Annotated in this window: 19 protein-coding genes; 12 read left to right on the forward strand and 7 right to left on the reverse strand. The window is 72.3% G+C overall.

The genetic code is table 11. The annotated features are described in order from the left end of the window. The first annotated feature begins 65 nt into the window (after positions 1–65). The 4 genes from ACFWDI_RS29665 to ACFWDI_RS29680 are packed head-to-tail and all read left to right on the forward strand — an operon-like array spanning position 66 to position 3,574. Positions 66–1,190: a glycosyltransferase family 4 protein gene (locus ACFWDI_RS29665; protein WP_385308600.1), complete on the forward strand. Its 1,125-nt coding sequence runs from the start codon at positions 66–68 to the stop codon at positions 1,188–1,190. Beyond that, positions 1,187–2,347: a glycosyltransferase gene (locus ACFWDI_RS29670; protein WP_385308603.1), complete on the forward strand. Its 1,161-nt coding sequence runs from the start codon at positions 1,187–1,189 to the stop codon at positions 2,345–2,347. Before ACFWDI_RS29665 ends, ACFWDI_RS29670 begins: the two co-directional genes overlap by 4 nt. Next, complete coding sequence (locus tag ACFWDI_RS29675; RefSeq protein ID WP_385308606.1) at positions 2,344–3,321, forward strand: SGNH/GDSL hydrolase family protein; 978 nt, start codon at positions 2,344–2,346, stop codon at positions 3,319–3,321. Before ACFWDI_RS29670 ends, ACFWDI_RS29675 begins: the two co-directional genes overlap by 4 nt. 28 nt (positions 3,322–3,349) lie before the next feature. Beyond that, positions 3,350–3,574 (forward strand): hypothetical protein, encoded by a 225-nt coding sequence (locus ACFWDI_RS29680; protein WP_385308608.1) that lies wholly within the window; start codon positions 3,350–3,352, stop codon positions 3,572–3,574. Positions 3,575–3,649: 75 nt separating this feature from the next. Here the strand turns inward: ACFWDI_RS29680 and ACFWDI_RS29685 are convergent, their stop codons facing one another. The 5 genes from ACFWDI_RS29685 to ACFWDI_RS29705 are packed head-to-tail and all read right to left on the reverse strand — an operon-like array spanning position 3,650 to position 8,001. Continuing rightward, the gene (locus ACFWDI_RS29685; protein WP_385308611.1) at positions 3,650–4,516 is read right to left on the reverse strand and encodes a biotin-dependent carboxyltransferase family protein; all 867 of its coding nucleotides are present in this window, start codon (positions 4,514–4,516) and stop codon (positions 3,650–3,652) included. Further along, positions 4,513–5,142, reverse strand: coding sequence for a 5-oxoprolinase subunit PxpB (gene pxpB, locus ACFWDI_RS29690; RefSeq protein WP_385308614.1), 630 nt, complete (start codon positions 5,140–5,142; stop codon positions 4,513–4,515). Before pxpB ends, ACFWDI_RS29685 begins: the two co-directional genes overlap by 4 nt. Then, positions 5,139–5,903, reverse strand: a complete 765-nt coding sequence (locus tag ACFWDI_RS29695; RefSeq protein ID WP_385308617.1) for a LamB/YcsF family protein — start codon at positions 5,901–5,903, stop codon at positions 5,139–5,141. Before ACFWDI_RS29695 ends, pxpB begins: the two co-directional genes overlap by 4 nt. A 20-nt stretch (positions 5,904–5,923) precedes the next feature. After that, positions 5,924–6,727 (reverse strand): putative hydro-lyase, encoded by an 804-nt coding sequence (locus tag ACFWDI_RS29700; protein ID WP_385308620.1) that lies wholly within the window; start codon positions 6,725–6,727, stop codon positions 5,924–5,926. Then, positions 6,724–8,001, reverse strand: coding sequence for an MFS transporter (locus ACFWDI_RS29705; protein ID WP_385308622.1), 1,278 nt, complete (start codon positions 7,999–8,001; stop codon positions 6,724–6,726). Before ACFWDI_RS29705 ends, ACFWDI_RS29700 begins: the two co-directional genes overlap by 4 nt. Positions 8,002–8,162: 161 nt before the next feature. On the opposite strand from ACFWDI_RS29705, the gene ACFWDI_RS29710 reads away from it, so the two are divergent. From ACFWDI_RS29710 to ACFWDI_RS29725, 4 genes are all read left to right on the forward strand, one after another. After that, positions 8,163–8,879, forward strand: coding sequence for a GntR family transcriptional regulator (locus ACFWDI_RS29710; RefSeq protein WP_385308625.1), 717 nt, complete (start codon positions 8,163–8,165; stop codon positions 8,877–8,879). A gap of 61 nt (positions 8,880–8,940) precedes the next feature. Continuing rightward, on the forward strand, positions 8,941–10,467 hold the full coding sequence (locus tag ACFWDI_RS29715) for a hypothetical protein (RefSeq protein ID WP_385308628.1): 1,527 nt from the start codon (positions 8,941–8,943) through the stop codon (positions 10,465–10,467). A gap of 268 nt (positions 10,468–10,735) precedes the next feature. Then, positions 10,736–11,635, forward strand: coding sequence for a hypothetical protein (locus ACFWDI_RS29720; RefSeq protein WP_385308630.1), 900 nt, complete (start codon positions 10,736–10,738; stop codon positions 11,633–11,635). Between the two features lie 34 nt (positions 11,636–11,669). Continuing rightward, the gene (locus ACFWDI_RS29725) at positions 11,670–16,997 is read left to right on the forward strand and encodes a hypothetical protein (RefSeq protein ID WP_385308631.1); all 5,328 of its coding nucleotides are present in this window, start codon (positions 11,670–11,672) and stop codon (positions 16,995–16,997) included. Positions 16,998–17,045: 48 nt separating this feature from the next. Here ACFWDI_RS29725 and ACFWDI_RS29730 read toward each other — a convergent pair whose 3' ends face one another. Beyond that, positions 17,046–17,486: a hypothetical protein gene (locus ACFWDI_RS29730; protein ID WP_385308633.1), complete on the reverse strand. Its 441-nt coding sequence runs from the start codon at positions 17,484–17,486 to the stop codon at positions 17,046–17,048. Between the two features lie 415 nt (positions 17,487–17,901). Between ACFWDI_RS29730 and ACFWDI_RS29735 the strand changes: the two genes are divergently transcribed. The 4 genes from ACFWDI_RS29735 to ACFWDI_RS29750 are packed head-to-tail and all read left to right on the forward strand — an operon-like array spanning position 17,902 to position 22,104. Beyond that, the gene (locus tag ACFWDI_RS29735; RefSeq protein WP_385308635.1) at positions 17,902–20,652 is read left to right on the forward strand and encodes a nitrate- and nitrite sensing domain-containing protein; all 2,751 of its coding nucleotides are present in this window, start codon (positions 17,902–17,904) and stop codon (positions 20,650–20,652) included. Further along, positions 20,649–21,104, forward strand: a complete 456-nt coding sequence (locus tag ACFWDI_RS29740; protein ID WP_385308637.1) for a roadblock/LC7 domain-containing protein — start codon at positions 20,649–20,651, stop codon at positions 21,102–21,104. Before ACFWDI_RS29735 ends, ACFWDI_RS29740 begins: the two co-directional genes overlap by 4 nt. Before the next feature lie 9 nt (positions 21,105–21,113). Then, a complete protein-coding gene (locus tag ACFWDI_RS29745) occupies positions 21,114–21,518 on the forward strand; it encodes a DUF742 domain-containing protein (RefSeq protein WP_385308639.1) in 405 nt (134 codons plus the stop codon). After that, on the forward strand, positions 21,499–22,104 hold the full coding sequence (locus tag ACFWDI_RS29750; RefSeq protein WP_385308641.1) for an ATP/GTP-binding protein: 606 nt from the start codon (positions 21,499–21,501) through the stop codon (positions 22,102–22,104). Before ACFWDI_RS29745 ends, ACFWDI_RS29750 begins: the two co-directional genes overlap by 20 nt. 136 nt (positions 22,105–22,240) lie before the next feature. Here the strand turns inward: ACFWDI_RS29750 and glpK are convergent, their stop codons facing one another. Beyond that, entirely contained in the window at positions 22,241–23,755 is a 1,515-nt protein-coding gene (glpK, locus tag ACFWDI_RS29755; protein WP_385308643.1) for a glycerol kinase GlpK, read from the reverse strand. Between the last annotated feature and the right edge of the window lie 15 nt (positions 23,756–23,770).

A 23,770-nucleotide genomic window follows, 5' to 3' on the forward strand; every position in this document is an offset into this window, starting at 1 on the left:
GGACGTTTCACGTCCGGAAAGATCCACGTTGGCCGCTCCACCCCGGGCACGACGACAACACGGGTATGCGTGTCGTCATCGTCACCGAATCCTTCCCGCCCGACGTCAATGGTGTGGCGCACTGCGCCCTGCAGACCGCCCGGCATCTCGCCGCACGCGGTCATGACCCGCTCGTCATAGCCCCGGCAGTCGCCGGGGCCGACAGCTCCGAATCGAACGCGCCCTGCCCCGTGGTGCGCGTCCCCTCCCTGCCGCTGCCCGGATACCCGCAGGTGCGGGTGGCTCTGCCGAGCCGCCGGGTGGCGGCGGCCATCACCGCTCACCGGGCCGACCTCGTCCACCTCGCCAGCCCCTTCGTACTCGGCGTGCGCGGCATGGCGGCCGCGGCGCGGCTGGGCCTGCCGGCCGTCGCCGTCTACCAGACCGACCTGGCGGGCTACGCCCGTACCTATGTCGGCGCGGGAGAGGGCGCCGCCTGGCGGCGCATCCGCGCCGTGCACAGCGCCGCGGACCGCACACTCGCGCCGTCCACCGCCGCCCTCCGCGATCTGGAGGGACACGGCGTCGAGCGGGTCCGGCTGTGGCCGCGCGGCGTCGACACCGCACGATTCCGGCCGGAGCTGCGGGACGAGGAGCTACGCCGCAGCCTCGCCCCCAACGGTGAACTGATCGTCGGCTATGTCGGCCGGCTCGCTCCCGAGAAGCATGTCGAGCTCCTCGCCGGCGTCTGCGGTTTGCCGGGCGTACGGGTCGTGGTCGTCGGCGACGGGCCCAGCGAGCCATCGCTGCACGGCGAGCTGCCCGGGGCCGTCTTCCTCGGCCGCAGGACCGGCGACGAACTCGCCCGGATCTTCGCCTCGCTCGACGTCTTCGCACACACCGGTCCGTACGAGACCTTCTGCCAGACCGTGCAGGAAGCCATGGCGAGCGGGATACCGGTCATCGCGCCCGCCGCCGGCGGTCCGCTCGATCTGGTTGACCACGGCCGTACCGGGCTGCTGGTGGAACCGCGGGACGTGGACGCGGTTCGGACCGCGGTCGCGACCCTGATGGCCGACGCCGGGCTGCGTGCCGCGTACGGCCACGCTGGACGGGCCGCCGTCGAGGGCAGGACCTGGGCCGTCATCGGGGACCTGCTGCTCGACCACTACGCCGAGGTGCTGGGCGCGCGTACGGCGGTGGCGGCATGAGCGCGCTGCGAATCGTACGGCTGGCGAATTTCGTCACCCCGTCCTCCGGCGGCCTGCGCACCGCGCTCGGCGAGCTCGGCAAGGGCTATCTCGCGGCGGGGCACGAGCCTGTGCTGGTCGTTCCCGGCGATCTGGAGAGCGATCGGATCACCCCGCAGGGCCGGGTGATCACCCTGCCGGGACCAGAGCTCCCCGGCACCGGCGGTTACCGGGTGCTGGCCGGCCGGCGGCGGCTGCGGCAGGTCCTGGAAACCATCGGGCCCGACCGGCTCGAGGTCTCCGACCGCACGACGCTTCGGTGGACGGGGGAGTGGGCGCGGCGCAACCGCGTCCCCTCGGTGATGGTCTCGCACGAGACGGCCGACGGGGTGCTGAGGACCTGGGGGCTGTCGGAGGGAGCCGCCGGGCGCACCGCGGACCGGCTCAACCGCCGTACCGCATGGGCGTATTCGCGGATCGTGTGCACGACGGAGTGGGCGGAGCGGGAATTCGTCCGCATCGGGGCGCGCAATGTGGTGCGCGCCCCGCTCGGCGTGGACCTGCTCCGCTGCCGGCCGGGGAGGCGCAGCACGGTCCTGCGCGCGAAGTACGCCGCCGGGGCCGAGGTGCTTCTGCTGCTCTGCTCCCGGCTGTCGGTGGAGAAGCGCCCGGGAATGGCCCTGGACGCGCTCGCCGAGCTGCGGAAGCGGGGCGTACGGGCCGCGCTGGTGGTCGCGGGCGACGGTCCGCTGCGGACCGCGCTGGCGCGCCGGGCCCGTGCGGAACGGCTGCCCGCGGTCTTCCTCGGCCATGTCGGCGACCGCGAAACGGTGTCCGACCTGCAGGCTGCGGCGGACCTCTGCCTGGCACCGGGGCCCGCGGAGACGTTCGGCCTGTCGGCCCTGGAAGCGCTGGCCTGCGGCACCCCGGTGGTCGCGAGCGCGTCGTCGGCGCTGCCGGAGGTCATCGGGGACGCGGGAGCGGCTGCCACGGACACTCCGGAAGCCTTCGCGGATGCCGTACAGGGGCTGCTGACCCGCACGGAAGCCGACCGCCGCGCGGCGGCCAGGGCGCGGGCCGAACTCTTCGACTGGCAACGGTCGGTGTCGGCGTTCCTGTCGGCACACGACGCCCCGCCGGTACGTGAGCGGGCACGCGGAGAGGGCGTGGCGGCATGACGGCCGGCCCGGGCACCGCGGTCGTGGACGACCCGGTTCCGGAGAACACCGCCGAGAGCGCCCGCGACGCCCCGGGCGGGCTCGACGCCGTCGCCCCGGACGCCTCCGGGCCCCCGCGTGCCCCCCGCTTCGTCGCGCTCGGGGACTCGCTCACCGAAGGCGTCGGCGATCGCGTCGGCGACAGCTGGCGAGGGTGGGCCGCTCTGCTCGCCGGCGGGCTCTCCGCCGCCGGCGCGCCCGCCAGCTTCCGTAACCTCGCCGTCAGCGGTGCCCTCACTCAGGACGTCGCCGAGCGCCAGGCGCCCGAGGCACTCGCGTACGACCCCGACATCGCCTCCGTCGTCGTCGGGGTCAACGACACCCTGCGCTGCACCTTCGACATCGAGGACCTCACTCTGCGGCTGGACGAGGTCTGCGCGGCGCTCTCGGCGCGCGGCACCGTACTGCTGACCGCCTGTCTGCCCGACCCCGGCACCATGCTCGGGCTGCCCGTGCCGCTCGCGCGCCCCCTTGCCAGACGCCAGCGGGCGGTCAACGCCGTCGTCCACGCCCTGTCCGCCCGTTACGGCGCCGTACATCTGCATGTCGCCGACGGCTCCTGGGTCGCCGACCGGTCCATGTGGAGCGCGGACCGGCTGCATCCGGGCGAGCGCGGGCACCGGATGATCGCGGCCCGCTTCCATGAACTGCTGGCCGCGCGCGGGCTCGCGCACGGCGCCGCGCCCGGAAGCGAGCCCGATCAGCCCTCGCCGACCCGCTCCGCGTCGCTCCTCTGGCTCGCCACGGCCGGTACCGGATGGGTGGCGCGCCGGTGCACCGATCTGCTGCCGCAGCTGCTGCGGATGGCCGGCGCGGAGGTACGGCACTGGGCGCGTGGCACCAGCGCACGCCTGGACCACAGCGCCGAGCATGCGCTCTCCTCCGCGCTGGCTGCCGTGTCACTGGACGTTCCCCTTGCCGGAATGGGGGAATGAGCGGGCCCTTGGGAGTTCTGGATCGACCGTGGCGCTGCTCACGGGGCACCGCCGCATCCCGCCGTACGGGATGGCGAGCGGCGGGCCGGACGCGCTGGGCAGCAACCATGTCGAGGGGGCCGACGGCAGCGTGACGCGGTTGGACGGCGTAGACGCGGTGGATGTCGGCCCGGGGGAGGTGCTGGTGATGAGCACACCAGCGGCTGAGCTTTCCAGCCCGGCGGGCGGCAATCTCAGCCCGTCCGGCGATTGAGGACACGGCCGAAGGCCGTACCGGGGACGATCCGCCGCACAAGGTCCAGGTCCACCACTCGCGGTCAGCGAACCATTAGCGAACGGGGACGAAACGCACAGGAACGCCCGGCACCGCCTGCGCCGCCGCAGCGAGATCCCGTTCGTCGGCGACCGCCACCACCGGATAGCCGCCGGTGGTGGGATGGTCGGCGAGAAAGACCACCGGGCGGCCGTCCGGCGGCACCTGCACGGCCCCCAGCACCATGCCCTCGCTGGGGAGTTCACCGGTAACCGCCCGCTCCAGCGAAGGCCCCTCGGTACGCAGCCCGATGCGATTGCTCGCCGACGACACCCGGTACGCGCCACGGGCCAGCGTGCGCAGGGCCGCGTCCGTGAACCAGTCGGCGCGCGGCCCGAGCCGCACCCGCAGCACCAGCTCGGCCGGTGGGGCGGGCCACGGCACGCCGCCGTCGACCCGCGCCGGCGGACCGGCCGGCTTACCGAGCGGCAGTACGGCCCCGTCCGTGAGCGGTGCGGGACCGAGCCCGGAGAGCAGATCGGTGGAGCGGCTGCCCAGCACCGGATCGGCCGCGATCCCGCCGGCGAAGGCCACATAGGTGCGTACGCCGCAAAGCGCCGGGCCGGTCTCCAGCACCGAGCCCGCGGCTACCCGCACCGGCGCGCCCCAGGCGACCGGCCGCCGGTCGACCGTGACCTGGCAGTGTGCGCCGCCGACGGCCACGGTCACCGCGCAACGCGGCCGCACCGCACACCCGTTGAGGGTGGTCTCCAGGACCGCGGTACTCCCCGCATTGCCCACCAGCCGGTTGACGAGGCGGCTGGAGTACGGGTCGAGCGCACCGGAACGTGGCACTCCGAGGTGGGCGTGCCCGGGTCGCCCCAGGTCCTGCACGGTGGTCAGCGCCCCGGCTCGTACGACCGCGAAGGCCCTGTCGGTCATCGGCGGATCCCGGCGCGCTCCGGCACGAACCGCACCCGCGTCCCCGGCGAGAGCAGCGCGGCAGGCTCCCGCGCCGGATCCCACAGCACCGTGTCCGTCGTCCCGATCAACTGCCAGCCGCCGGGAGAGGAGCGCGGATACACGCCGGTGTACGGCCCGGCCAGCGCGACTGCCCCGGCCGGTACGGAGGTGCGCGGGGTGGCTCTGCGCGGTACCGCGTACGGCTGCGGAAGCCCGGTCAGATAGCCGAAGCCGGGTGCGAACCCGCAGAAGGCGACCCTGAATTCGGCCGCCGAGTGGATGTCCGCGACGTCCTCCTCCGCCACCTGCCACAGCGCCGCGACATCCGCCAGATCGGGCCCGTCGTAGCGGACGGGAATCTCGATCGCGTCCTGCACGCGCGCGTGGAGCGCCGGAATCTCCCACTCCGCGAGCTCGCACGCGAAGCTGCCCGGCTCGTCGAGCCCGTCGAGCAGCACGGTCCGGGCCGCGGGCACGATCTCCTGGATCGCCGGAAGGGTGCCGGCGGCGCGGCGGCGCAGCAGTTCGGCATGGAGCGCCCCGGCATCGTCCCCGTCGTTCAGCTCGACGAGGAGCGCCCGGTCGCCGACCGGCAGAGCCCTCATACGAAAGCCTCCACACGGACGCCCACGGTTTCCAGTTGCCGCCGCACCCGGCGGGCAAGAGCGACGGCCCCCTCGGTGTCGCCGTGCAGACAGAGCGAGCGGGCACGTACCGATACCGACTGTCCGCACCGCGAGGTGACCACGCCGAACCTGGCCATGCTGACGGACCGTGCGACGACCGCGGCCGGATCGCTGAGGACCGCACCGTCCTGTCCACGCGGCACCAGCGTGCCCTCCGCGGTGTACGCGCGGTCGGCGAACGCCTCGGAGACGGCGGGCAGTCCGGCCTTCTCCGCCATGGTGTGCAGTTTCGAGCCGGGCAGTCCGAGCAGCGGCAGCCGCTCGCCGGACAGCAGCACGCCTTCGACGACGGCTGCTGCCTGCTCCTCGTCGTGCACGACACGGTTGTAGAGAGCGCCGTGCGGTTTGACGTACGAGACACGGGACCCGGCAGCCTTGGCGAAGATCTCCAACGCCCCTATCTGGTACGCGATCTCGGCGGCCAGCTCGTCCGGCGGGACGTCCATGGAGCGCCGTCCGAAGCCGGCCAGATCGCGGTACGAGACCTGGGCGCCGATCCGCACCGAGCGGTCGGCGGCGAGTTCGCAGACGCGCCGCATGGTGACAGCGTCCCCGGCGTGGAAGCCGCAGGCGACATTGGCGCTGGTGACGACGGACAGCAGTTGTTCGTCGTCGGTCAGCCGCCAGCGGCCGAAGCCCTCGCCGAGGTCGGCGTTGAGATCGATCGACGCCCAGGTCATGTACTCCTCATTCCTGCTCGTCAGGCCACGCGGTACTGCGCGTCGCGGGCATCCGTGATGAACATCTGCCCCGGCGCGTGGGTGATCGCGAACGGCGGCCGCGAGGCCATCACCGCCGCCTGCGGCGTGACCCCGCACGCCCAGAACACCGGGATGTCGCCGGGCTCCGCGTCCACCGGATCGCCGAAGTCGGGGCGGCCGAGGTCCTCGATGCCGAGTTCCGCCGGGTCGCCGTGGTGCACCGGACCACCGTGCACCGCGGGCATCATGGCGCTCTCTCTGACTGCCGTGCCGATGTGCTCGGGCGGCACGGGGCGCATCGACACCACCATGGGCCCGTGCAGCCTCCCCGCGGCGCGGCATTGGCGATCGGTGACGTACATCGGGACATTGCGGCCCTGCTCGACATGGCGCATGGGAACCCCGGACTCGGAGAGCATCCACTCGAAGGTGAAACTGCAGCCGATGAGGAACGACACCAGGTCATCGCGCCAGCGCTCCACAACGTCCGTGGGTTCGTCGACGAGATCGCCGTGCTCCCACACGCGGTAGCCGGGGAGATCGGTGCGCAGGTCGGCGTCCGGCGCGAGCTGCGTGGACCAGGCACCGGCTTCGGTGACGTCGAGTACCGGACAGGGCTTCGGGTTGCGCTGACAGAACAGCAGCATGTCGTACGCCCAGTCGGCGGGGACCGAGATCAGGTTCGCCTGTGTGTGGCCGGGTGCCAGGCCCGCGGTCGGCCCGCCCACTCCGGAACGGAATTGCTCGCGGGCCTCAACCGGGCTCCATGCGTGCCCGTCGACGCGCTCCAGGGTGCGGATCACACCAGCTCCTTCCCGCGGGTCTCGGGCAGGCCGAGCAGAGCCACCACTGCCAGGCCGTAGCCGACGGCGCCGAGGACGAGCGCACCGCCCACTCCCCAGCTGTCGGACAGGAAGCCGACCAGGGTGGGCAGGAACGCGCCCACGGCACGGCCACTGTTGTACGTGAAGCCCTGGCCAGTGCCTCGTACGGCCGTCGGATACAGCTCGCTGAGGAACGACCCGAAGCCGCTGAAGATCGCGGACATGCAGAATCCGAGCGGGAAGCCGAGGACCAGCAGCAGACCGTTCGCTCCGGAAGGGATGCTCGTGTAGGCGAGGATCCCGATGGCGGACAGCACGGCGAAGAGCGTGATGTTCTTCTTCCGGCCGATCCGGTCGGTGAGATAGCCGCCCGTGAGATAGCCGATGAAGGACCCGGAGATCAGAAAGGTCAGATAGCCGCCGGTGCCGACGACGGTGAGCCCCCGCTCGGTCTTGAGATACGTGGGTACCCAGGTGGCGAGCGTGTAGTAGCCGCCCTGGACGCCGGTGGAGAGCAGCGTCGCGAAGAACGTCGTACGCAGCAGATCCTTCTTGAAGATGGTGGAGAAGGTCCCGCGCTCGGTGCTGGCACGGCGTCGCTCGGCCGCTGTGGGGGCGTCGCTGACACTCCGCCGTACGTAGATGACCAGCAGGGCGGGCAGGGCGCCCGTCCAGAACATCACGCGCCAGGCGGTGTCCGCGTCGAGGAACTGGAAGACCAGGGTGTAGACGATGACGGCGAGCGCCCAGCCGGCCGCCCACGCGCTCTGGACGGCGCCGAGTGTGCGGCCGCGGTGCTTGGCGGAGGCGTACTCGGCGACCAGGATCGCGCCGACCGCCCACTCACCGCCGAAGCCGAGACCCTGCAGGGCGCGGAAGACCAGCAGCGTCTCGTAGTTGGGGGCGAAGCCGCACAGGACGGTGAACACCGCATAGGTGACCACCGTGATCATCAGCGCCTTCACCCGGCCGATCCGGTCGGCGAGGATGCCGGCGAGCGCGCCGCCCACCGCGGAGACGACCAGGGTGACGGTGGTGAGAAGTCCGGTTTGTCCGTTGTCGAGACCGAAGTACGCGGAGATCGCCACCATGCTCAGTGGCAGTGTGAAGTAGTCGTAGGAGTCGAGGGCGTAGCCGCCGAACGCGCCGCCGAAGGCGCGGCGGCCGCGCGGCCCGAGTGCCCGCAGCCATGCGAACGCGCCGGCGTCCTCGGGGAGTTCGCCCTGCTTCGGCTGGGTCTGGGTCGTGCTCATCTGCACCTCGCAGAGGGGGAGGAGAGTGCTGTCGAGACTGTACGGTGACGCCAAGGTAGAGGATTGTTGAACGATCCGACAAGGGTTATGTGGGGTCGTTCTTGCTTCTACGATGGAGCTCGCGCGGCGGCCGGGGCGGCCGGCGAGGGAGAGAGGGCGTTGTGGGGACGACGGAGCCCGAGATCGGTGGACTGGCGGACGACCGCCCGCTGTTGGGCCGCACCAGCACGGCGGAGCGGGTCGCGGACATCCTGCGCACCCGCATCGCGGAGGGCTACTTCCCGCCGGGGGAGCGGCTCTCCGAGGACAGCATCGGCAAGGCGCTCGGCGTTTCGCGCAACACACTTCGCGAAGCGTTCCGGCTGCTCACCCATGAGCGGCTGCTCGAGCACCAGCTCAACCGCGGGGTGTTCGTGCGGATGCTCGCCGTCCAGGACGTCGTGGACATCTACCGCACCCGGCAGCTCGTCGAATGCGCCGTCGTGCACGGGCTCGGTGAGCCACCGTACGCACTGGACACGCTCGAAACGGCGGTCGCGGGCGGCGAGCGGTCGGAGCGCGAGCACGACTGGCAAGGCGTCTCCACAGCCAATATCCACTTCCATCGCGAACTCGTCGCGCTGGCCGGCAGCGCCCGCACCGACGAGCTGATGCGCAGCGTGCTGGCCGAACTGCGGCTCGCGTTCCATGTGGTGGACGATCCACGGCGGCTGCACCAGCCCTATCTCGTACGCAACCGGGCCATCCTCGAAGCGCTGCGGGCCGGCGACCGGTCGGGCGCCGAACGGCTGCTCGCCGACTACCTCGACGACTCACGTACGCAGATGGTGGAGACATACGCGCATCTGGTCGACGAGCCGGACGAGGACGGAGCGTAGCCGGACGGTCGCTTCTGCGCCGTTTCGACCGTTGTCAGTGCGAGGACCTAATCTGTGCAGCGTGACTTCGCCTGCCTCGACGGACTTCGTTCCGCCCCAGCTCAGCGCGGGGCCGAGGCCTGCACAGGGCCCGGCCGCCGACGAAGGGCTCGCGCGGCGGCTGCGCGCGCTCGCGTGCACCGCGCCGCTGCACGATCTCGACGTGCGCAAGGCCAATCTCGCGGGCGAGTACTCGGTCTACGCGATGGCGGAGGTCGCCCTCGCGGCCATCGACCTCGTCACACTGAACATGGACTTCGACACCGGCGCCGACCATGACCAGATAGTGGCCAGGCTGCTGCCGCGCGTCGCGGCCCAGGCCCCGCGGCGCCCGGTCGCCGAGCACGAGCGCGTCGCCCGCTGGGTGCTGGAGAACCTGATCAACGTCGGCAGCGTGGACCGCGGATTCCGAGCGGTGTACGGCACCTTCGGACCCGATGGCGTCTACACCCGCCGTGACTACGACTTCAAGCTCATCGAGGAAGTCCCGGGATACGGCGGCAGCGTTTATCTCCGTACGACCGACGAAGCGGTCAACGTCCTGGTCGGCGCGCTCGACACGGACGTCACCAGCGCGCAGATCGCGGCCGAGGTGAAGCTGGAGGTCCTGATCAGCCGGGGCAGGCTCGCCGACGCCCAGCTCGCCGCCGAGCAGGCCAGGTACCGCACCGTGCAGTACGCCGAGACGCTGCGCAGGACCCTGGAAGCGACCCGCCGCAATGTGCGGGCCGTCGACTGGCTGAACGCCGTCCCCGACATGATCGCCGAGGCGCTCGACCATGTCGCCGACCGCTACCGCCATGAGAACGCGATCCTCACCAACATCCGCAAGGCACGCGACGAGGCCGAGGACCCGGAGCACAAGCGGCGCGCCGCCGAGCTGGTCGACATAGTCAAGGACTGCATCCGCCGCCACACCCAGCTGCAGTCCCGGCTGCTGGAGGCCGGCCCGCTGTTCCGCGCCGAGCAGGACCGCCAGGCCTTCGCCCGGCCCACCGCGCGCTCCGGACTCGATCTGTACGGGCAGCTCGTTGCCCCGCTGCTGCCGCTGCCCCTGGAAGCGGCGATCCGCGTCACGGACGCCTTCTTCGCGCGCGGCACCGGGCTGCGCACGCCGTCGTCCGTACGGGTCGGCGATCTGGTCGACATGCTGCTGACCCCGCCGGTGGAGCGCGAGCATCTGGGCGCGGAGATGCCCGAGCCCGATCTGATCGCCACCCCGGACGACAGCCGGTTCAGCGACGAGCAGCTCGCGAGCGCGATGGAGCTGCTCGACCTGGAGCACGACGCACCGCGCCGGCTCTCCGGCCTGCTCGCCGAGGCCCGCCGCCGCGACCCCGAACTGCCGTATCTGGTCGCGCTGCTGGCCGTGCACGCGGCGAGCCCGCCGGTCGGTACCGCCTACCGACAGGGCGAGGAGCGCCTGCTGTTCGCCGTCGACGACGGCACCGAGCTGGACGACCCGGAGTTCGGCGGCGCCGACCTGATCGTGGGCACGGCACTGCTGGACGCGGCGGGCATGGCGGCGGACCGCACGGAGGCCGCGTGAGTACCAGTACCGGGGCTCCGCCCCGGACCCCGCTCCTGAAATGCCGGAGAGCCTCGTGTTGGGGCTCCGCCCCAAGCCCCGCTCCTCAAACGCCGGAGAGGCTGATCTTCCAGCCCGTCCGGCGACTGAAGGCACGCCCGAAGGGCGTACCGGGGTCTGGGGGCGAAGCCCACAGTTACGGGAAGGGGCGGGCAGGGGAGAGGCCCGCCGCAGGCGTCCCTCCCCGCCCCTGGCCACCCCTTCACCTCTTCCGCAGCAAGGAGCAAGAGTGACCGACCACCACGCCGAACAGCACGAGTGGCGTGAGGCGGACGTCCATGAGGAGTCGGGCCCGGCCACCCCGACCGCGGTCACGCCCGCCGACGCGGCCGACGCCGCGCGACTCGTCTCCTTCGGGCTGCAGCCCAAGCTGCTGCCCGCACGCGACGCCGAGTACGCCGAACTGCTGCGCCGCTACCGCGAAGACGCCGCCTTCGCCCGGCTCGCCGACGCTGTCTCCACCGGCCTCGGCCTCGTCGTCCTCGAAGTCTCCCCGCGCGCCGGCATGGCCGTGGCCGCCGGTGAGGACTCGGTCTTCGCCGTCCGCATGGGCGACTACGCCCGGCGCGCGTCCGCCGACTCCGCCGACCGCTTCCTGCACGGCCTGGCACATCTCGCCGTCGCCGCCATGGCGTTCCCGCGCCCCGAAGACCTCGCCGACGACGGATACATCGGCCGGATCACCGTCAACGGCGTCGATGCCTTCGTCCGCCAGGCCTGCCGCCGCCTCGAGGAGCGCGCCGAGGAGCAGGGCGAGAACACCGACCCCGCCACCGAAGCCCCAGGCCTGGAAGCGGCCTGGCGGATCTACGCACGGCGCAGCGCCACCGGCGCCACCAAGGACGCGCGCCGTCTCGCCGGATCCACCACCGGCATCGTCGGCAAGGCCGTCGCCTTCCTCACCGACTCGGGCTTCCTGCAGCGCACCGGTGACGACGCCGGAGGCGCGTACCGCACCACCGCCCGCTACCAGTTGCAGGTACGAGACATGGCGGGCAGCGCGGCCATGGCCGAGCTGCTCGAGCTCGGCGTCGTACCGGTCAGCGACGGCACCGCCACGCTCGTGCCGCCCACCGACGCGGACGACCTGGAGCTGGCCGCCGACGCCGGTCTGCCCTTCCACGCCTGACCCTGCCATCTGCCGAAGACGAGAGTCCGCCGCCATGTACGAGTTGTCCCGGGTACGCCTCTACTCCATCGGGCCCGCCGGTGCGCGCTATGCCGACACCGTGCTGGACCTGCGCGGGGTCGGCGAGCCCGTGCCCCACCCCGCCCCCGCCCAGGCGGAGTTCTTCGAGGAGGAGCCGGTCGGCCCGCCGCGCCGCCCCGCCCCCGCGGGTGTGCTCTTCCTGGAGAACGGCGGCGGCAAGTCCGTACTGCTGAAGCTGATCTTCTCGGTGATGCTGCCCGGCCACCGCAACACCCTTGGCGGCGCCAGCTCCGGCGTACTGCGCAAATTCCTGCTCGCCGACGACTGCGGGCACGTCGCCCTGGAGTGGCAGCACACGCTCACCGGCGAGCTGGTGGTGGTCGGCAAGGTCAGCGAGTGGCGGGGCCGCCAGGTCTCCAACGACCCACGGAAGTTCGCGGAAGCCTGGTACTCCTTCCGGCCGGGCCCCGGCCTCAGCCTCGACTCGCTCCCGGTCGCCGAGGCCACCACCGTCCGCCCACCCGTCGAGGGTGCGTCGGGCGCGCGTGGCCGCCGCCGCACCATGAAGGGCTTCCGGGACGCCATCACCGAGGCCGGCAAGGCGTATCCGCACCTCGATGTGTACTGGGAGGAGATCCACGACCGCTGGAACGAGCACCTCGGCGACATCGGCCTCGACCCCGAACTGTTCCGCTACCAGCGGGAGATGAACGCCGACGAGGGCGAGGCGGCCGGACTCTTCGCGGTCAAGAAGGACTCCGACTTCACCGACCTGCTGCTGCGCGCCGTCACCGACACCCGTGACACGGACGGCCTCGCCGACCTCGTCAGCAGCTTCGGCAACAAGCTCGGCCGCCGCGCGGAGCTCACCGCCGAACGCGACTTCACTGCGGGATCGGCGGATCTGCTCGGCCGGATCGTGGAGGCGGCCGAGACCCGCGCCGGGGCCCGCGAGATCCACGCGGGCGCCGAACGCCGTACCCGTACGCTCGCGCGTCGGCTCTCCGCGCGCGCCGCGGAGGAGCGCGGGCGTACGAGCGACCTCGCCCAGCAGGTCACCTCCGCCGCCCACACGGTCACCGAGGCCGAGCAGGCGCGCAGCCGCAGCTCTCTCATCGCCGCGGAACTCGCCTACCGGCACGCCTCGTTGGCGCTCACCGTCGCGGAGAAGGGCGCCGCGGCACAGCGCCGCGAGCTGACCGACGCGCGCACGCTGCACTCCGCCTGGCAGGCCGCCGAAGCCGTACTGCGCCACCGGGCCGCCGGCGACCGCTCCGCGCGCGTCGCCGCGGCGATCCGTGAGGCCGAGCGGGACGCGGCCCCGGCGCTCGCCGCCCGGGCCACGGCCGCCGCCGATCTCGTCCGCGCGCTGCACGCCGCGGCCGAGGGCGGGGAGCGGGTGGCCAACGAGGAGGAGGAGCGCTCCGCGGCGCTCCAGGAGGCGGGCGAGGCCGCCCACCGCGACGCCACGGTCGCCGCCACCGAGGCACAGCGCGCCCGCAGCGAGATCGGTCATCTGCGCCAGCGGCTCAGCGAGGTGGAGCAGGAGACGGCCGAGGCGGTACGGGCCGGCTGGCTCGACGACACCGCACCCGACGCCGACCCGGCGCGAGCGGCGCTCGCGGCGAGCGACGCGGAGAAGACAGCGGTCGCGGCCTGGGACGCGGCCCGCGAGGCCGGGCGTACGACGGCGGACCGGGCGAAGGAGGCGGCCGCGGCGGAGGCGCGCGCGGAACTGGCCGCGGCCCGTGCGGCCGACGCGGCGCTGGCCGCGGAGAACGCGTACGAGGCCGAGCGCCGCGCGGCGGACTCGATCGCCGAGGACGAGCGTCTGGCGGAGCTGCTCAGCCTGCCGCCATCGGCTCCGGCGGCGGTGCCCTCCCCGCGGCGGGACTCGGGCGTGGCGGGCTCGGGTGACCTTCCTGCCGGGGGTACGCCGGAGGCCGCGGGTGGCGACGGGCGACTCTCCGCTACCGGGCATGGGGCGACAGCCTCCCAGGCGGCGGGCCACTCGGCCGACGGGTTGCGAGCCGAGCCCGCGGGCCAGGAACCATCGGTCCCGGCGCCGGGCGGTGGCGTTGCCGGTACGGACGGAGGGCCGTCCGCCGATGGGCGCGGGGACTCAGCCCACGCCCGGGCCGGAGCCGTTGCGGGCCACGGCCCCACGGCGGCCGTTTACGGTGACGGCGTTGCCCGTACGGACCAGGAGCCCACCGTCTCCGGGGCGCCCGGCGGGGCGGGCGGCCGGGGGCAGGCGGGAGCCGGTGCCGGGCGAGCGGCCACCCACGGCGCGGACCACGGGCACGCGAGCCTCCGTCCGGCTCACGCGCTCGCCGACGCGCGAGCCGAGGGACATTTGGCTCACGCGCTCACCGGGCCCGGCGGGTCGGGTCACCCGGCCGCCGGTCGCGTTCCCGCCGCAGCCCATCCCACCCGCACCGTCGTCACCGCCCCCCTCCGTGCCGACGAAGGCCCCCTCACCGCGGACGAGTTGGACCGGTTCGCCGACGAGTTGCGCGAGCTCCTCGACCAGTCCGTCGCCTCCGCCGAACGGAATCTCTTCGATCTGCGTACCGCCGCAGCCGATGACGCCCGCATCCTCGGCGCGCTGGGCGACGGCGGGCTGCTGCCCCCGGGACCCGACGTCCTCGCCACTGTCGAGTACCTCGGTGAGCACGGCATCCCCGCCCTCCCCGGCTGGCGCTACCTCGCGCAGGCCGTCGACCCGGCCGATCATGCCGCCGTGCTCGCGGCCCGGCCCGAGCTGGTGGACGGTGTGGTGATCACCGACCCGGCGTCGCACGCCCGCGCGCGCGAAGTCCTGGCCGGAGCCGCGCTGTTGCCCCGCTCCGCCGTGGCCGTCGGCACCGCCGCCGCGCTGCTCGCGCCCGTGCCGAGCCCCGGCCCCGGCACCGGCGGCGAGAACGGCGAGGTGTTCCTCGTACCGCCGAACCCCGCCATGCACGACGAGCACGCCGCCGACGAGGAGCGGCAGGCGCTGCGGGCCCGGGCCGCCGCCCGGGACGAGGAGATCCGCGCGCTGGCGGCCCGGCTCGCGGGAGACCGTTCGATCGCCGCCCGCCTCGGCTCCTGGCGCGACGACTGCCCCGCCGGCATGCTCGCCGAGCTCGCGCGGGGCGCGCAGACGGCCCGCGAAGCCGCCGAGGAGGCAGAGGCGACGCTCAGCGAGGCCCGTACGGTGCGCGCGGAGGCGGACGAGGCCGCGGCGGACGCGGCCCGTGTCCGGGACGAGCGCCAGGACGCGGCCCAGCGCGCCCGCCGCGCCGCCGACGCGCTCGCGGGCCTCGCCTTCCGGCTCCGGGAGCGGGCCGGCTGGCAGGTGAAACTGCGTGAACTGGCCGACGAGGCCGCCGAGTCCGAGGCTCGGGCCGCGACCTGCCTGGAGCGGGCGAAGGCCGCCGACGAGGACCGCCGTGCCGCCCAGCGCGCCGGTGACGACGCCCGCCGTACCGCTCGCGCGCTCCGCGCCGAGCGGGCCGAGATCGCCGGTGCCCCCGAAAACCTCCCCGACGCGGACCCGGACGCGCCGCGCACCGCGCTGCCCGCCCTCCGCGAGGCCTACCGCGCTGCCTCCCAGCTGTACGAGAAGGTGGGCGTCGGCGCCGACCTGCGCGCCGAGCAGGCCCGCGCCGAGAGCGACGAGAGCGCGGCCCTCGCCGAGCTGGACCGGCTCACCAACAAGGTCCGCACCCGCGCCGCGCAGCTCCTGGAGGGTACGGACGGTGCCGACGGGCCCTCCCGCCAGGCAGCCGCCGCCCGCGCCGAGTCGCTCGTACAGATGCTGGAGTCGCGCGCCTCGGAAGCCAGCGAGAAGCTCGGCCGGCTGCGCGGCGAGTCCGAGCGGCTGGCCCCCGCCGACGGCGAGGCGCACACCGAGCTCCCCGAGGGCCTGGTCCCCGCCGACGCCGAGCAGGCCCAGGCCCAGCTGCGTACCGCCACCGCCGAACTGGCCTCCCGTACCGACGCGTTGGAGACGGCCCGCGCGGCTCACACCGGCCTGCTCCAGGCCCACCGGGTGGCCGAGGACGCGGCGGGTGGCTTCGACGAGACCGCCGCGCTTCTGCGCGACCTGCTGCGGGACCACAGCCAGGACGAGGAGACCGCACAGGACCCGGATCCCTACCCGGGCAGCCTGGAGGAGGCGCGGCACTCCGCCGCCGAGGCCCGGCGTTCGCTGCGCGGGTGCGCCACCGACCTTTCGGCCGCCGAGGCAGCCGTACGGGAGGCGAGCGACATCCTCGTACGGCACGCCAACTCCACCCGATACGAGCAGGTGCGCACCCCCGCGCGCCAGCAGATCCGGGAGCTGCCCGCCGCGTCCCTTCCCGAGCACGCCGCGAAGTGGGCGGAGGCCTTCGCGCCCCGGCTGCGCGTACTGACCGACGAGCTGGAGCAGTTGGAGCGCAACCGCGACACCATCGTCGACCGGCTGCGCGGTCTGGTGGAGTCGGCGCTGACGACACTGCGTTCGGCGCAGCGGCTCTCGCGCCTTCCCGAGGGGCTGGGGGAGTGGTCCGGGCAGGAGTTCCTGCGGATCCGCTTCGACGAGCCGGACCAGACGACGCTCGCCGAGCGGCTCGGCGAGGTCATCGACGAGGCGACCCGCGCCGCCGTGAAGAAGAACTCCACCGCGGCCTACGGGGAGGGCCGCAGGGACGGAATGTCCCTGCTGCTGCGCGGGGTTCAGGCGGCCCTCCAGCCGAAGGGTGTCGCCGTGGAGATCCTCAAGCCCGACGCCGTGCTGCGCGCCGAGCGGGTCCCGGTGGGTCAGATGGGAGATGTCTTCTCCGGCGGCCAGCTGCTCACCGCGGCGATCGCCCTGTACTGCACGATGGCCGCCCTGCGCAGCAACGACCGCGGCAGGGACAAGCACCGGCACGCCGGCACGCTCTTCCTCGACAACCCGATCGGCCGGGCCAACGCGACGTATCTGCTGGAGCTCCAGCGCGCCGTCTCCAATGCCCTGGGCGTCCAGCTGCTCTATACGACCGGGCTCTTCGACACCACGGCCCTCGCCGAATTCCCGCTGGTCATCCGGCTGCGCAACGACGCCGATCTGCGCGCGGGCCTGAAGTACATCAGCGTGGAGGAACATCTGCGGCCCGGACTGCCGCAGCAGGACCCGTCAGGTGAGTCGGTGCACGGCGAGATCACCGCGACCCGGATGTTCAAGCGGACCCCGCCCCCGGCGGAGCCCGCCACGGACCCGGTTGCCAACGACCGGCCGAGCGTGGACGCGGCCGTCACCGACCAGCCCGCCACGGACCCGGAAGATGCCGCCCCGGCCGCCACGGACCCCGTCGGCCAGGGCGTGTTTTAGCGCCCTGGGCGGCGCCGCCCGCTCCGTATCACCCACGAGGCACGGCGTTCAGGCTTGCGAGAGCCTGCCCGAGCCGCCTCGCCGTATCCGCTCGGCCCGGCGGGCGGCCGCCCTGGCCGTCCGCCGCACCCTGCGGCGCTCACGTCGCAGCTGCCGTGCCGTGCTGCTCGGTATGGACACCACGCCATTGCGCTGGTTCCACACCTGGCGGGTCACCCAGACGTCCAGCACCGCCCACGTCGCCACCACCGTGCTGCCCACGCTGCTGAGCACCATCGGGAAGGCCAGCCAGGCCCCGGTGAGCGTGCAGAGAAAGGCGACCATTCCCTGAATCATCGTCAGTGAAGCGATGATCACCGCGCGGACCGCTGCCGTACGGACCGGATCGGCCATGCGCCGGCTCACCGCCGGCTCCTCCACCCAGAGCTGCCGTGGGACATTCGCATAACTCGTCGCCCGCACCCCGCTGCGACGCTCGTCCGTGTCCATGGACCCTGTCACTCCCACCTCTGTCCGACTTCAGGGTGGCTGCCCGGATTCCGCTGCTCTACTCCGGCCGCCGAATCCAAAGCCGGGGCGAAGCCGAGCCGAATGTGATGTGCGTGGCGCCTGCGGATCCCCGAGCCCCGTACAGAATGACGATTGACCAGGCAGGAAGATTCCCGCAGAGCGAAGAATTCCAGCCATCTGTGACGGTCCGAAAGATGACGTGCCGCCAGGTGTGGTCCACCAACGCCGGAATGCCATCTCCCCGAATACCAGGACAACCCATGATCAACGCGCCTGTCGTCGGCCGAAAAACATCCGGACGAGCCTTCGAGTTGTCCGTGTGACAGTAGTAGGCTCACGCCGTTTGTTGACGGAACACCACCCGCACCGTGCGGGGGTTGAGCAGGGGGAGGCCATGCGCTTTCGCGGGAAGTCCATCCGCCGGAAGATCGTGGCGTTGTTGCTGGTGCCGCTTGTCTCCCTCACCGCGCTCTGGGGCTTCGCCACCGTACTGACCGGTCGGGATGCCAGTCAGCTTCTGGATGTCAATTCCGTGGTGAAGAAGGTCGGTTATCCGGTCGCGGACACCGCCATCGTCATCCAGAAGGAGCGCCGCCAGACGCTCATCTACCTTGCCGACCGCCGGGCTTCCGACGCTCTGCCCTCCCTGCGCGATCGGCGTGAGGCCACCGACCGGGCCGTGGCCAAGATCAAATCGAATATTGAGAAGTCCGGAATCCGCGAGGACATGCGGTCCGACGCCTCGCAGAAGCTGAGCTCTCTCCTCGACGCGCTCGACGGCCTCGGCGCCCTGCGCCGCTCCGTGGAGGCGGGCACGGTCTCCCGCAGCCAGGCCCTGGAGTTCTACAACCGGCTCGTCGACCCCTGCTACAGCTTCCTGCTGACACTCCATGCCCTCGACGACGTCGACATGGAGCGCCAGGGCCGCGCACTCGTCGGCCTCGTTCGCGCCGCCGAAATGCTGTCCCGCGAGGACGCGTTGATCGCCTCCTCGCTGACCACCCGCAAGATCACCGCCGATGAGATCCGTTCGCTCTCCGACTTCGTGGCGAAGCGCGAGCTGTACTACGAGACCAATCTCGAAGTCCTGCCCGCCAAGGAACGCGAGATCTACGAGCAGTACTGGCGCAGCCCCAAGACCGCGCCCCTGCGCGACACCGAGGAACGCCTCATCCAGGCCGGCCCGGTCGGCGACGCGGGCGCGTCCGAAGCCGGACGCTGGCAGGCCGCGGCCACACCCGTCCTCGACGACCTCGTCCGCGAGGCCAAAGAAGCGGACGTCCGCTACCGGCACCGGGTCGAGCCCTCGGCATACAGCGTCTTCGTCAAGGCGGGTATCGCCGGCGTACTGGGCTTCCTCGCCCTCCTCGTCTCGGTGATCGTCTCCGTACGCATCGGCCGGGACCTGGTCCGCGACCTCTCCCGGCTGCGCAAGGAGGCCCACGAGGTCTCCGGCGTCCGCCTCCCCAGCGTGATGCGCCGCCTCGCAGCCGGCGAGCATGTCGACGTCGAGACCGAGGCCCCGCGCCTCGACTACGACAAGGACGAGATAGGCCAGGCGGGCCAGGCGCTCAACACCCTGCAGCGGGCCGCCGTCGAGGCCGCCGTCCGCCAGGCCGAGATGCGCCGCGGAGTCTCCGAGGTCTTCGTCAATCTCGCCCGCCGCAACCAGGTCCTCCTGCACCGCCAGCTCACGCTCCTCGACACCATGGAGCGGCGCACCGAGGACACCGAGGAACTCGCTGACCTGTTCCGCCTCGACCACCTCACCACCCGTATGCGCCGGCACGCCGAGGGCCTGGTGATCCTCTCCGGCGCCGCACCGTCCCGCCAGTGGCGCAAGCCGATCCAGCTGATGGACGTCGTACGGGCCGCGGTCGCCGAGGTCGAGGACTACGAGCGCATCGAGGTGCGCCGGCTGCCGCGTATCGGAGTCGGCGGTCCGGCGGTCGCCGACCTCACTCACCTCATCGCCGAACTCCTCGAGAACGCCACGGTGTTCTCGCCCCCGCACACCGCCGTCCAGGTGCACGGTGAGCGGGTGGCCAACGGCTTCACGCTCGAAATCCACGACCGCGGCCTGGGCATGGCCCCGGAAGGGCTGCTGGACGCGAATCTGCGGCTCGCCGAGACCCCCGAGTTCGAGCTCTCCGACACCGACCGGCTCGGCCTCTTCGTCGTCAGCCGGCTTGCCCAGCGCCAGAACGTCCGGGTCTCGCTGCAGCCCTCCCCGTACGGCGGGACCACCGCGGTCGTCTTCATCCCCGCGGCCGTGCTCACCGACGCTCCGGAGACCCAGGGCACCGGCTTCCGTCTCGACCGCAAGAGCGAGAGCGCGGCCGGACGCCGCGGCAGCGACGGCAGGCCCGCGGCGCTCGCCCAGGTCCCCACCGGTCTCAACGGCTCCACGCTCCTGGACGGACCCGTCGAACTGGAGGCGCCCGTGGGCGCGTTGGGCTTCGACGACCGGCCGGTGCTCGGCGGAGGCGACTCCATCGCCGACATCGAGGACACGGAGAGCGAACGCGGCGGAATCTTCCGTGCCCGCGCCCGGGACCGTCGTCGCGAAACCCCGGACGAGCAGCACCAGCAGGCGCGGGACCAGTCGCCCGGGCAGATCGGCGGCCCGGTGCCACTGCCGCGCCGCAAGCCTCCGACCCTGGTCTCCGACCACGGCCGCAGGGTGGACGAGCGGGGCCGGGCCCACCCCGCCCCGGCTCCCGGCCCCGGGCGCAGCGCGGAGCCTCCACTCGCGCCCGCTCCCGATCCACGCCCCGCGGCCTGGCCGGCACCCACCCCGCTACCCGCACCCACACCCGTACCCACTCCGGAACCGACACCGGCACCGCGCCCCGCTGCGGAACCGGCCCCGGCCACGCTCGACGGCCTGCCCCGTCGGGTCCGCCAGGCCAGCCTCGCCCCCCAGCTCAGGGAGACGTCCGGCGCCGCCGGGCAGCCGCCCGCACCGGCAACCGAGCAGGAGATCGAGCGGGACGCGGAACAAGTACGCTCCCGCATGGCTTCAATGCAGCGAGGCTGGCAGCGCGGCCGCCTGCAGAACGCCGAAGATGCCGAGGCCACCGACCAGGCCGCCGGCCCCGGCGAGACCGCACCAGGAACGACATCTGAGGGGGACGGTCGATGACCGCACCGCACGCCGCAGCACCCAACGCCCACGGCGCCCATCCCACCACCAACGGCTCCGGCGAGCTCAACTGGCTCCTCGACGAGCTGGTCGACCGCGTCGCCAGCATCCGCAAGGCACTGGTGCTCTCCAGCGACGGACTGGCCACCGGCACCTCCCGGGACCTCACCCGTGAGGACAGCGAGCATCTCGCCGCCGTTGCCTCGGGATTCCACAGCCTCGCCAAAGGCGTCGGCCGCCACTTCGAGGCAGGCAGGGTCCGGCAGACCGTCGTGGAGCTGGACGAGGCCTTCCTGTTCGTCACGGCGGCGGGCGACGGCAGCTGTCTGGCCGTGCTCGCCGACTCCGACTCCGACGTCGGCCAGGTCGCGTACGAGATGACGCTCATGGTCAAGCGGGTCGGCGTCCACCTCACCACCGCGCCCCGGTCCGGTCTGCGCACCGGAGGGTGAGTGGATGGCATGAGTGAGTCAGCTCAGTACGCTCAGCAGCCCCACCACTTCTTCGATGCCGAAGCGGGCCCCGTAGTCCGTCCGTACGCGATGACCCGCGGACGGACCAGCAGCGCGCCCCGTCACCGCCTCGACCTGATCGCTCTGGTCGTCCCGGAGCTCGCGGCCGACGACCCCGGCCGCGACCAGTTGCTCTCCCCGGAGCATGTCGAAATAGTCGAGCGCTGTGGTGACACCCCTCAATCGATAGCCGAACTCGCGGCCATCCTGGACCTTCCCGTCGGAGTGGTCCGCGTCCTGGTCGGCGATCTCGTCGAGGACGCACTGGTGCATGTAACCCGTCCCGTTCCGCCGGCCGAACTGCCGGACGTGAGCATTCTCCGCGAGGTGATCAATGGTCTTCGGGCGCTCTAGCCGCCGAAAGCCACCCGTCGAACCGGTGACGCTGAAGATCCTGGTGGCAGGCGGATTCGGCGTGGGCAAAACAACCTTGGTGGGCGCGGTCAGCGAGATCAGACCGCTGCGTACCGAGGAGACGCTGAGCGAGGCCGGCCGGCCCGTCGACGACATCGAAGGCGTCGAGAACAAGACGACCACCACGGTCGCCATGGACTTCGGACGCATCACGCTCCGCGAGGACCTGGTGCTGTATCTCTTCGGCACACCGGGGCAGGACCGTTTCTGGTTCCTCTGGGACGAGCTGGCGCAGGGCGCGCTGGGCGCGGTCGTCCTCGCCGACACCCGCCGCCTGGAGGACTCCTTCGCGGCGATCGACTACTTCGAACGCCGTGGCATCCCGTTCACCGTGGCCGTCAACTGCTTCGAAGGGGCAGGCCGTTTCCCCGGCGAGAGCGTGCGTGCCGCGCTGGACCTCGACTCCGAGGTGCCGCTGCTGATGACCGACGCGCGTGAACGCGAGTCGGTCAAGGAGGTGCTGGTGGCGGTGGTGGAGCACGCCCTGACCCGAGCCGACCGGCAGCGCGAGCACGCCACCACCTGAGCACGCCACCACCTGAGCCCGGCGGCTCCGGCAGAGACACGGCCCGTACCCCCACCGACTGGGGTACGGGCCGTGAGCTTGTTGCGGCCGGCTCAGGATCGCCCGCTCAAGAGCGCCGAGTCGTCAGCGCGCCGCCTCAGGACTGGCCGCCGTCCTCCTCCCAGCCGAAGCTCCGCTCCACCGCCTTGCGCCAGTTGTGGTACTCGCGCTCGCGGATCTGCGCCTCCATCCGCGGTGACCACTCCACATCACGCTTCCAGTGCGCCTTGAGCTCGTCGAGGTCGGACCAGACGCCGGTCGCCAGCCCCGCCGCGTACGCCGCCCCCAGACAGGTCGTCTCGGAGACCTTCGGCCGGATCACCGGCACCCCCAGCACATCCGCCTGATGCTGCATCAGCAGATTGTTGGACGTCATGCCACCGTCCACCTTCAGCGTGGTGATCTGCACCCCGGAGTCCTGGTACATCGCGTCGACGACCTCACGTGTCTGCCAGCTGGTCGCCTCCAGCACCGCCCGCGCCAGGTGCGCCTTGGTGACATACCTGGTCAGGCCGGTGATCACACCACGCGCGTCGGAGCGCCAGTACGGGGCGAAGAGCCCGGAGAACGCCGGGACGATGTACGCCCCGCCGTTGTCGTCCACACTCGCCGCCAGCGTCTCGATCTCGTCCGCGCTGCGGATGATGCCGAGCTGGTCCCGGAACCACTGCACCAGAGCGCCGGTGATAGCGATCGACCCCTCCAGGCAGTACACCGGCGCCTCTTCGCCGATCTTGTAGCCCAGGGTGGTGATCAGCCCGCTCTTCGAGGCCACGGGCCGGTTGCCGGTGTTGAGCAGCAGGAAGCTGCCGGTGCCGTAGGTGTTCTTGGCCGTGCCGGTGTCGTAGCAGGCCTGCCCGAAGATCGCGGCCTGCTGGTCGCCGAGCGCGGATGCCACCGGCACGCCCGAGAGCTGGCCGACAGCCGTCCCGTACACCTCCGCCGAGGACTTGATCTCGGGAAGGATCGCCTGCGGCACATTCATCGCCGACAGGATCGCCGGATCCCACTCGAGGCTCTGCAGGTTCATCAGCATGGTGCGCGAAGCGTTGGTCACATCGGTGACATGGACGCCGCCGTCCGTACCGCCGGTGAGGTTCCAGATCAGCCAGGAGTCGATGGTGCCGAAGGCGATCTCACCGCGCTCGGCCCGGCCGCGCAGCCCGGGCACATTGTCCAGCAGCCAGGCCGCTTTCGGCCCGGAGAAGTAGCTGGCGAGCGGCAGTCCCGTCGTGTCGCGGAAACGGTCCTGCCCGTCCGTGCCGCCCAGTTCATGGCAGAGCGCGGCGGTACGGGTGTCCTGCCAGACGATCGCGTTGTGCACCGGCTTGCCGGTCGCGCGGTCCCACAGGACCGTCGTCTCCCGCTGGTTGGTGATGCCGAGCGCGCTGAGTTGGTCGGCGCGCAGCCCGGCCTTGGCGATGGCCCCCGCCACCACGGCCTGGACCTTGGACCAGATTTCGGTGGCGTCGTGCTCCACCCAGCCGGGCTTGGGGAAGATCTGGCGGTGCTCACGCTGGTCGACGGCGACGATCGCGCCGTCCTGGTTGAAGATGATGCAGCGGCTGGACGTGGTGCCCTGGTCGATTGCGGCGACGAACCTGTCCGTCATGACGTCCCCTTGTCG

It is taken from the genome of Streptomyces sp. NPDC060064, assembly GCF_042736455.1.
Lineage (GTDB): Bacteria > Actinomycetota > Actinomycetes > Streptomycetales > Streptomycetaceae > Streptomyces.

Excerpts from the sequence above, each read along its gene's own strand:
- ACFWDI_RS29665 (WP_385308600.1), top strand. The coding sequence starts at position 66 with ATGCGTGTCGTCATCGTCACCGAATCCTTCCCGCCCGACGTCAATGGT.
- ACFWDI_RS29670 (WP_385308603.1), top strand. The coding sequence starts at position 1,187 with ATGAGCGCGCTGCGAATCGTACGGCTGGCGAATTTCGTCACCCCGTCC.
- ACFWDI_RS29675 (WP_385308606.1), top strand. The coding sequence starts at position 2,344 with ATGACGGCCGGCCCGGGCACCGCGGTCGTGGACGACCCGGTTCCGGAG.
- ACFWDI_RS29685 (WP_385308611.1), bottom strand. The coding sequence starts at position 4,516 with ATGACCGACAGGGCCTTCGCGGTCGTACGAGCCGGGGCGCTGACCACC.
- pxpB (WP_385308614.1), bottom strand. The coding sequence starts at position 5,142 with ATGAGGGCTCTGCCGGTCGGCGACCGGGCGCTCCTCGTCGAGCTGAAC.
- ACFWDI_RS29695 (WP_385308617.1), bottom strand. The coding sequence starts at position 5,903 with ATGACCTGGGCGTCGATCGATCTCAACGCCGACCTCGGCGAGGGCTTC.
- ACFWDI_RS29705 (WP_385308622.1), bottom strand. The coding sequence starts at position 8,001 with ATGAGCACGACCCAGACCCAGCCGAAGCAGGGCGAACTCCCCGAGGAC.
- ACFWDI_RS29725 (WP_385308631.1), top strand. The coding sequence starts at position 11,670 with ATGTACGAGTTGTCCCGGGTACGCCTCTACTCCATCGGGCCCGCCGGT.
- ACFWDI_RS29730 (WP_385308633.1), bottom strand. The coding sequence starts at position 17,486 with ATGGACACGGACGAGCGTCGCAGCGGGGTGCGGGCGACGAGTTATGCG.
- ACFWDI_RS29735 (WP_385308635.1), top strand. The coding sequence starts at position 17,902 with ATGCGCTTTCGCGGGAAGTCCATCCGCCGGAAGATCGTGGCGTTGTTG.
- ACFWDI_RS29740 (WP_385308637.1), top strand. The coding sequence starts at position 20,649 with ATGACCGCACCGCACGCCGCAGCACCCAACGCCCACGGCGCCCATCCC.
- ACFWDI_RS29745 (WP_385308639.1), top strand. The coding sequence starts at position 21,114 with ATGAGTGAGTCAGCTCAGTACGCTCAGCAGCCCCACCACTTCTTCGAT.
- ACFWDI_RS29750 (WP_385308641.1), top strand. The coding sequence starts at position 21,499 with ATGGTCTTCGGGCGCTCTAGCCGCCGAAAGCCACCCGTCGAACCGGTG.
- glpK (WP_385308643.1), bottom strand. The coding sequence starts at position 23,755 with ATGACGGACAGGTTCGTCGCCGCAATCGACCAGGGCACCACGTCCAGC.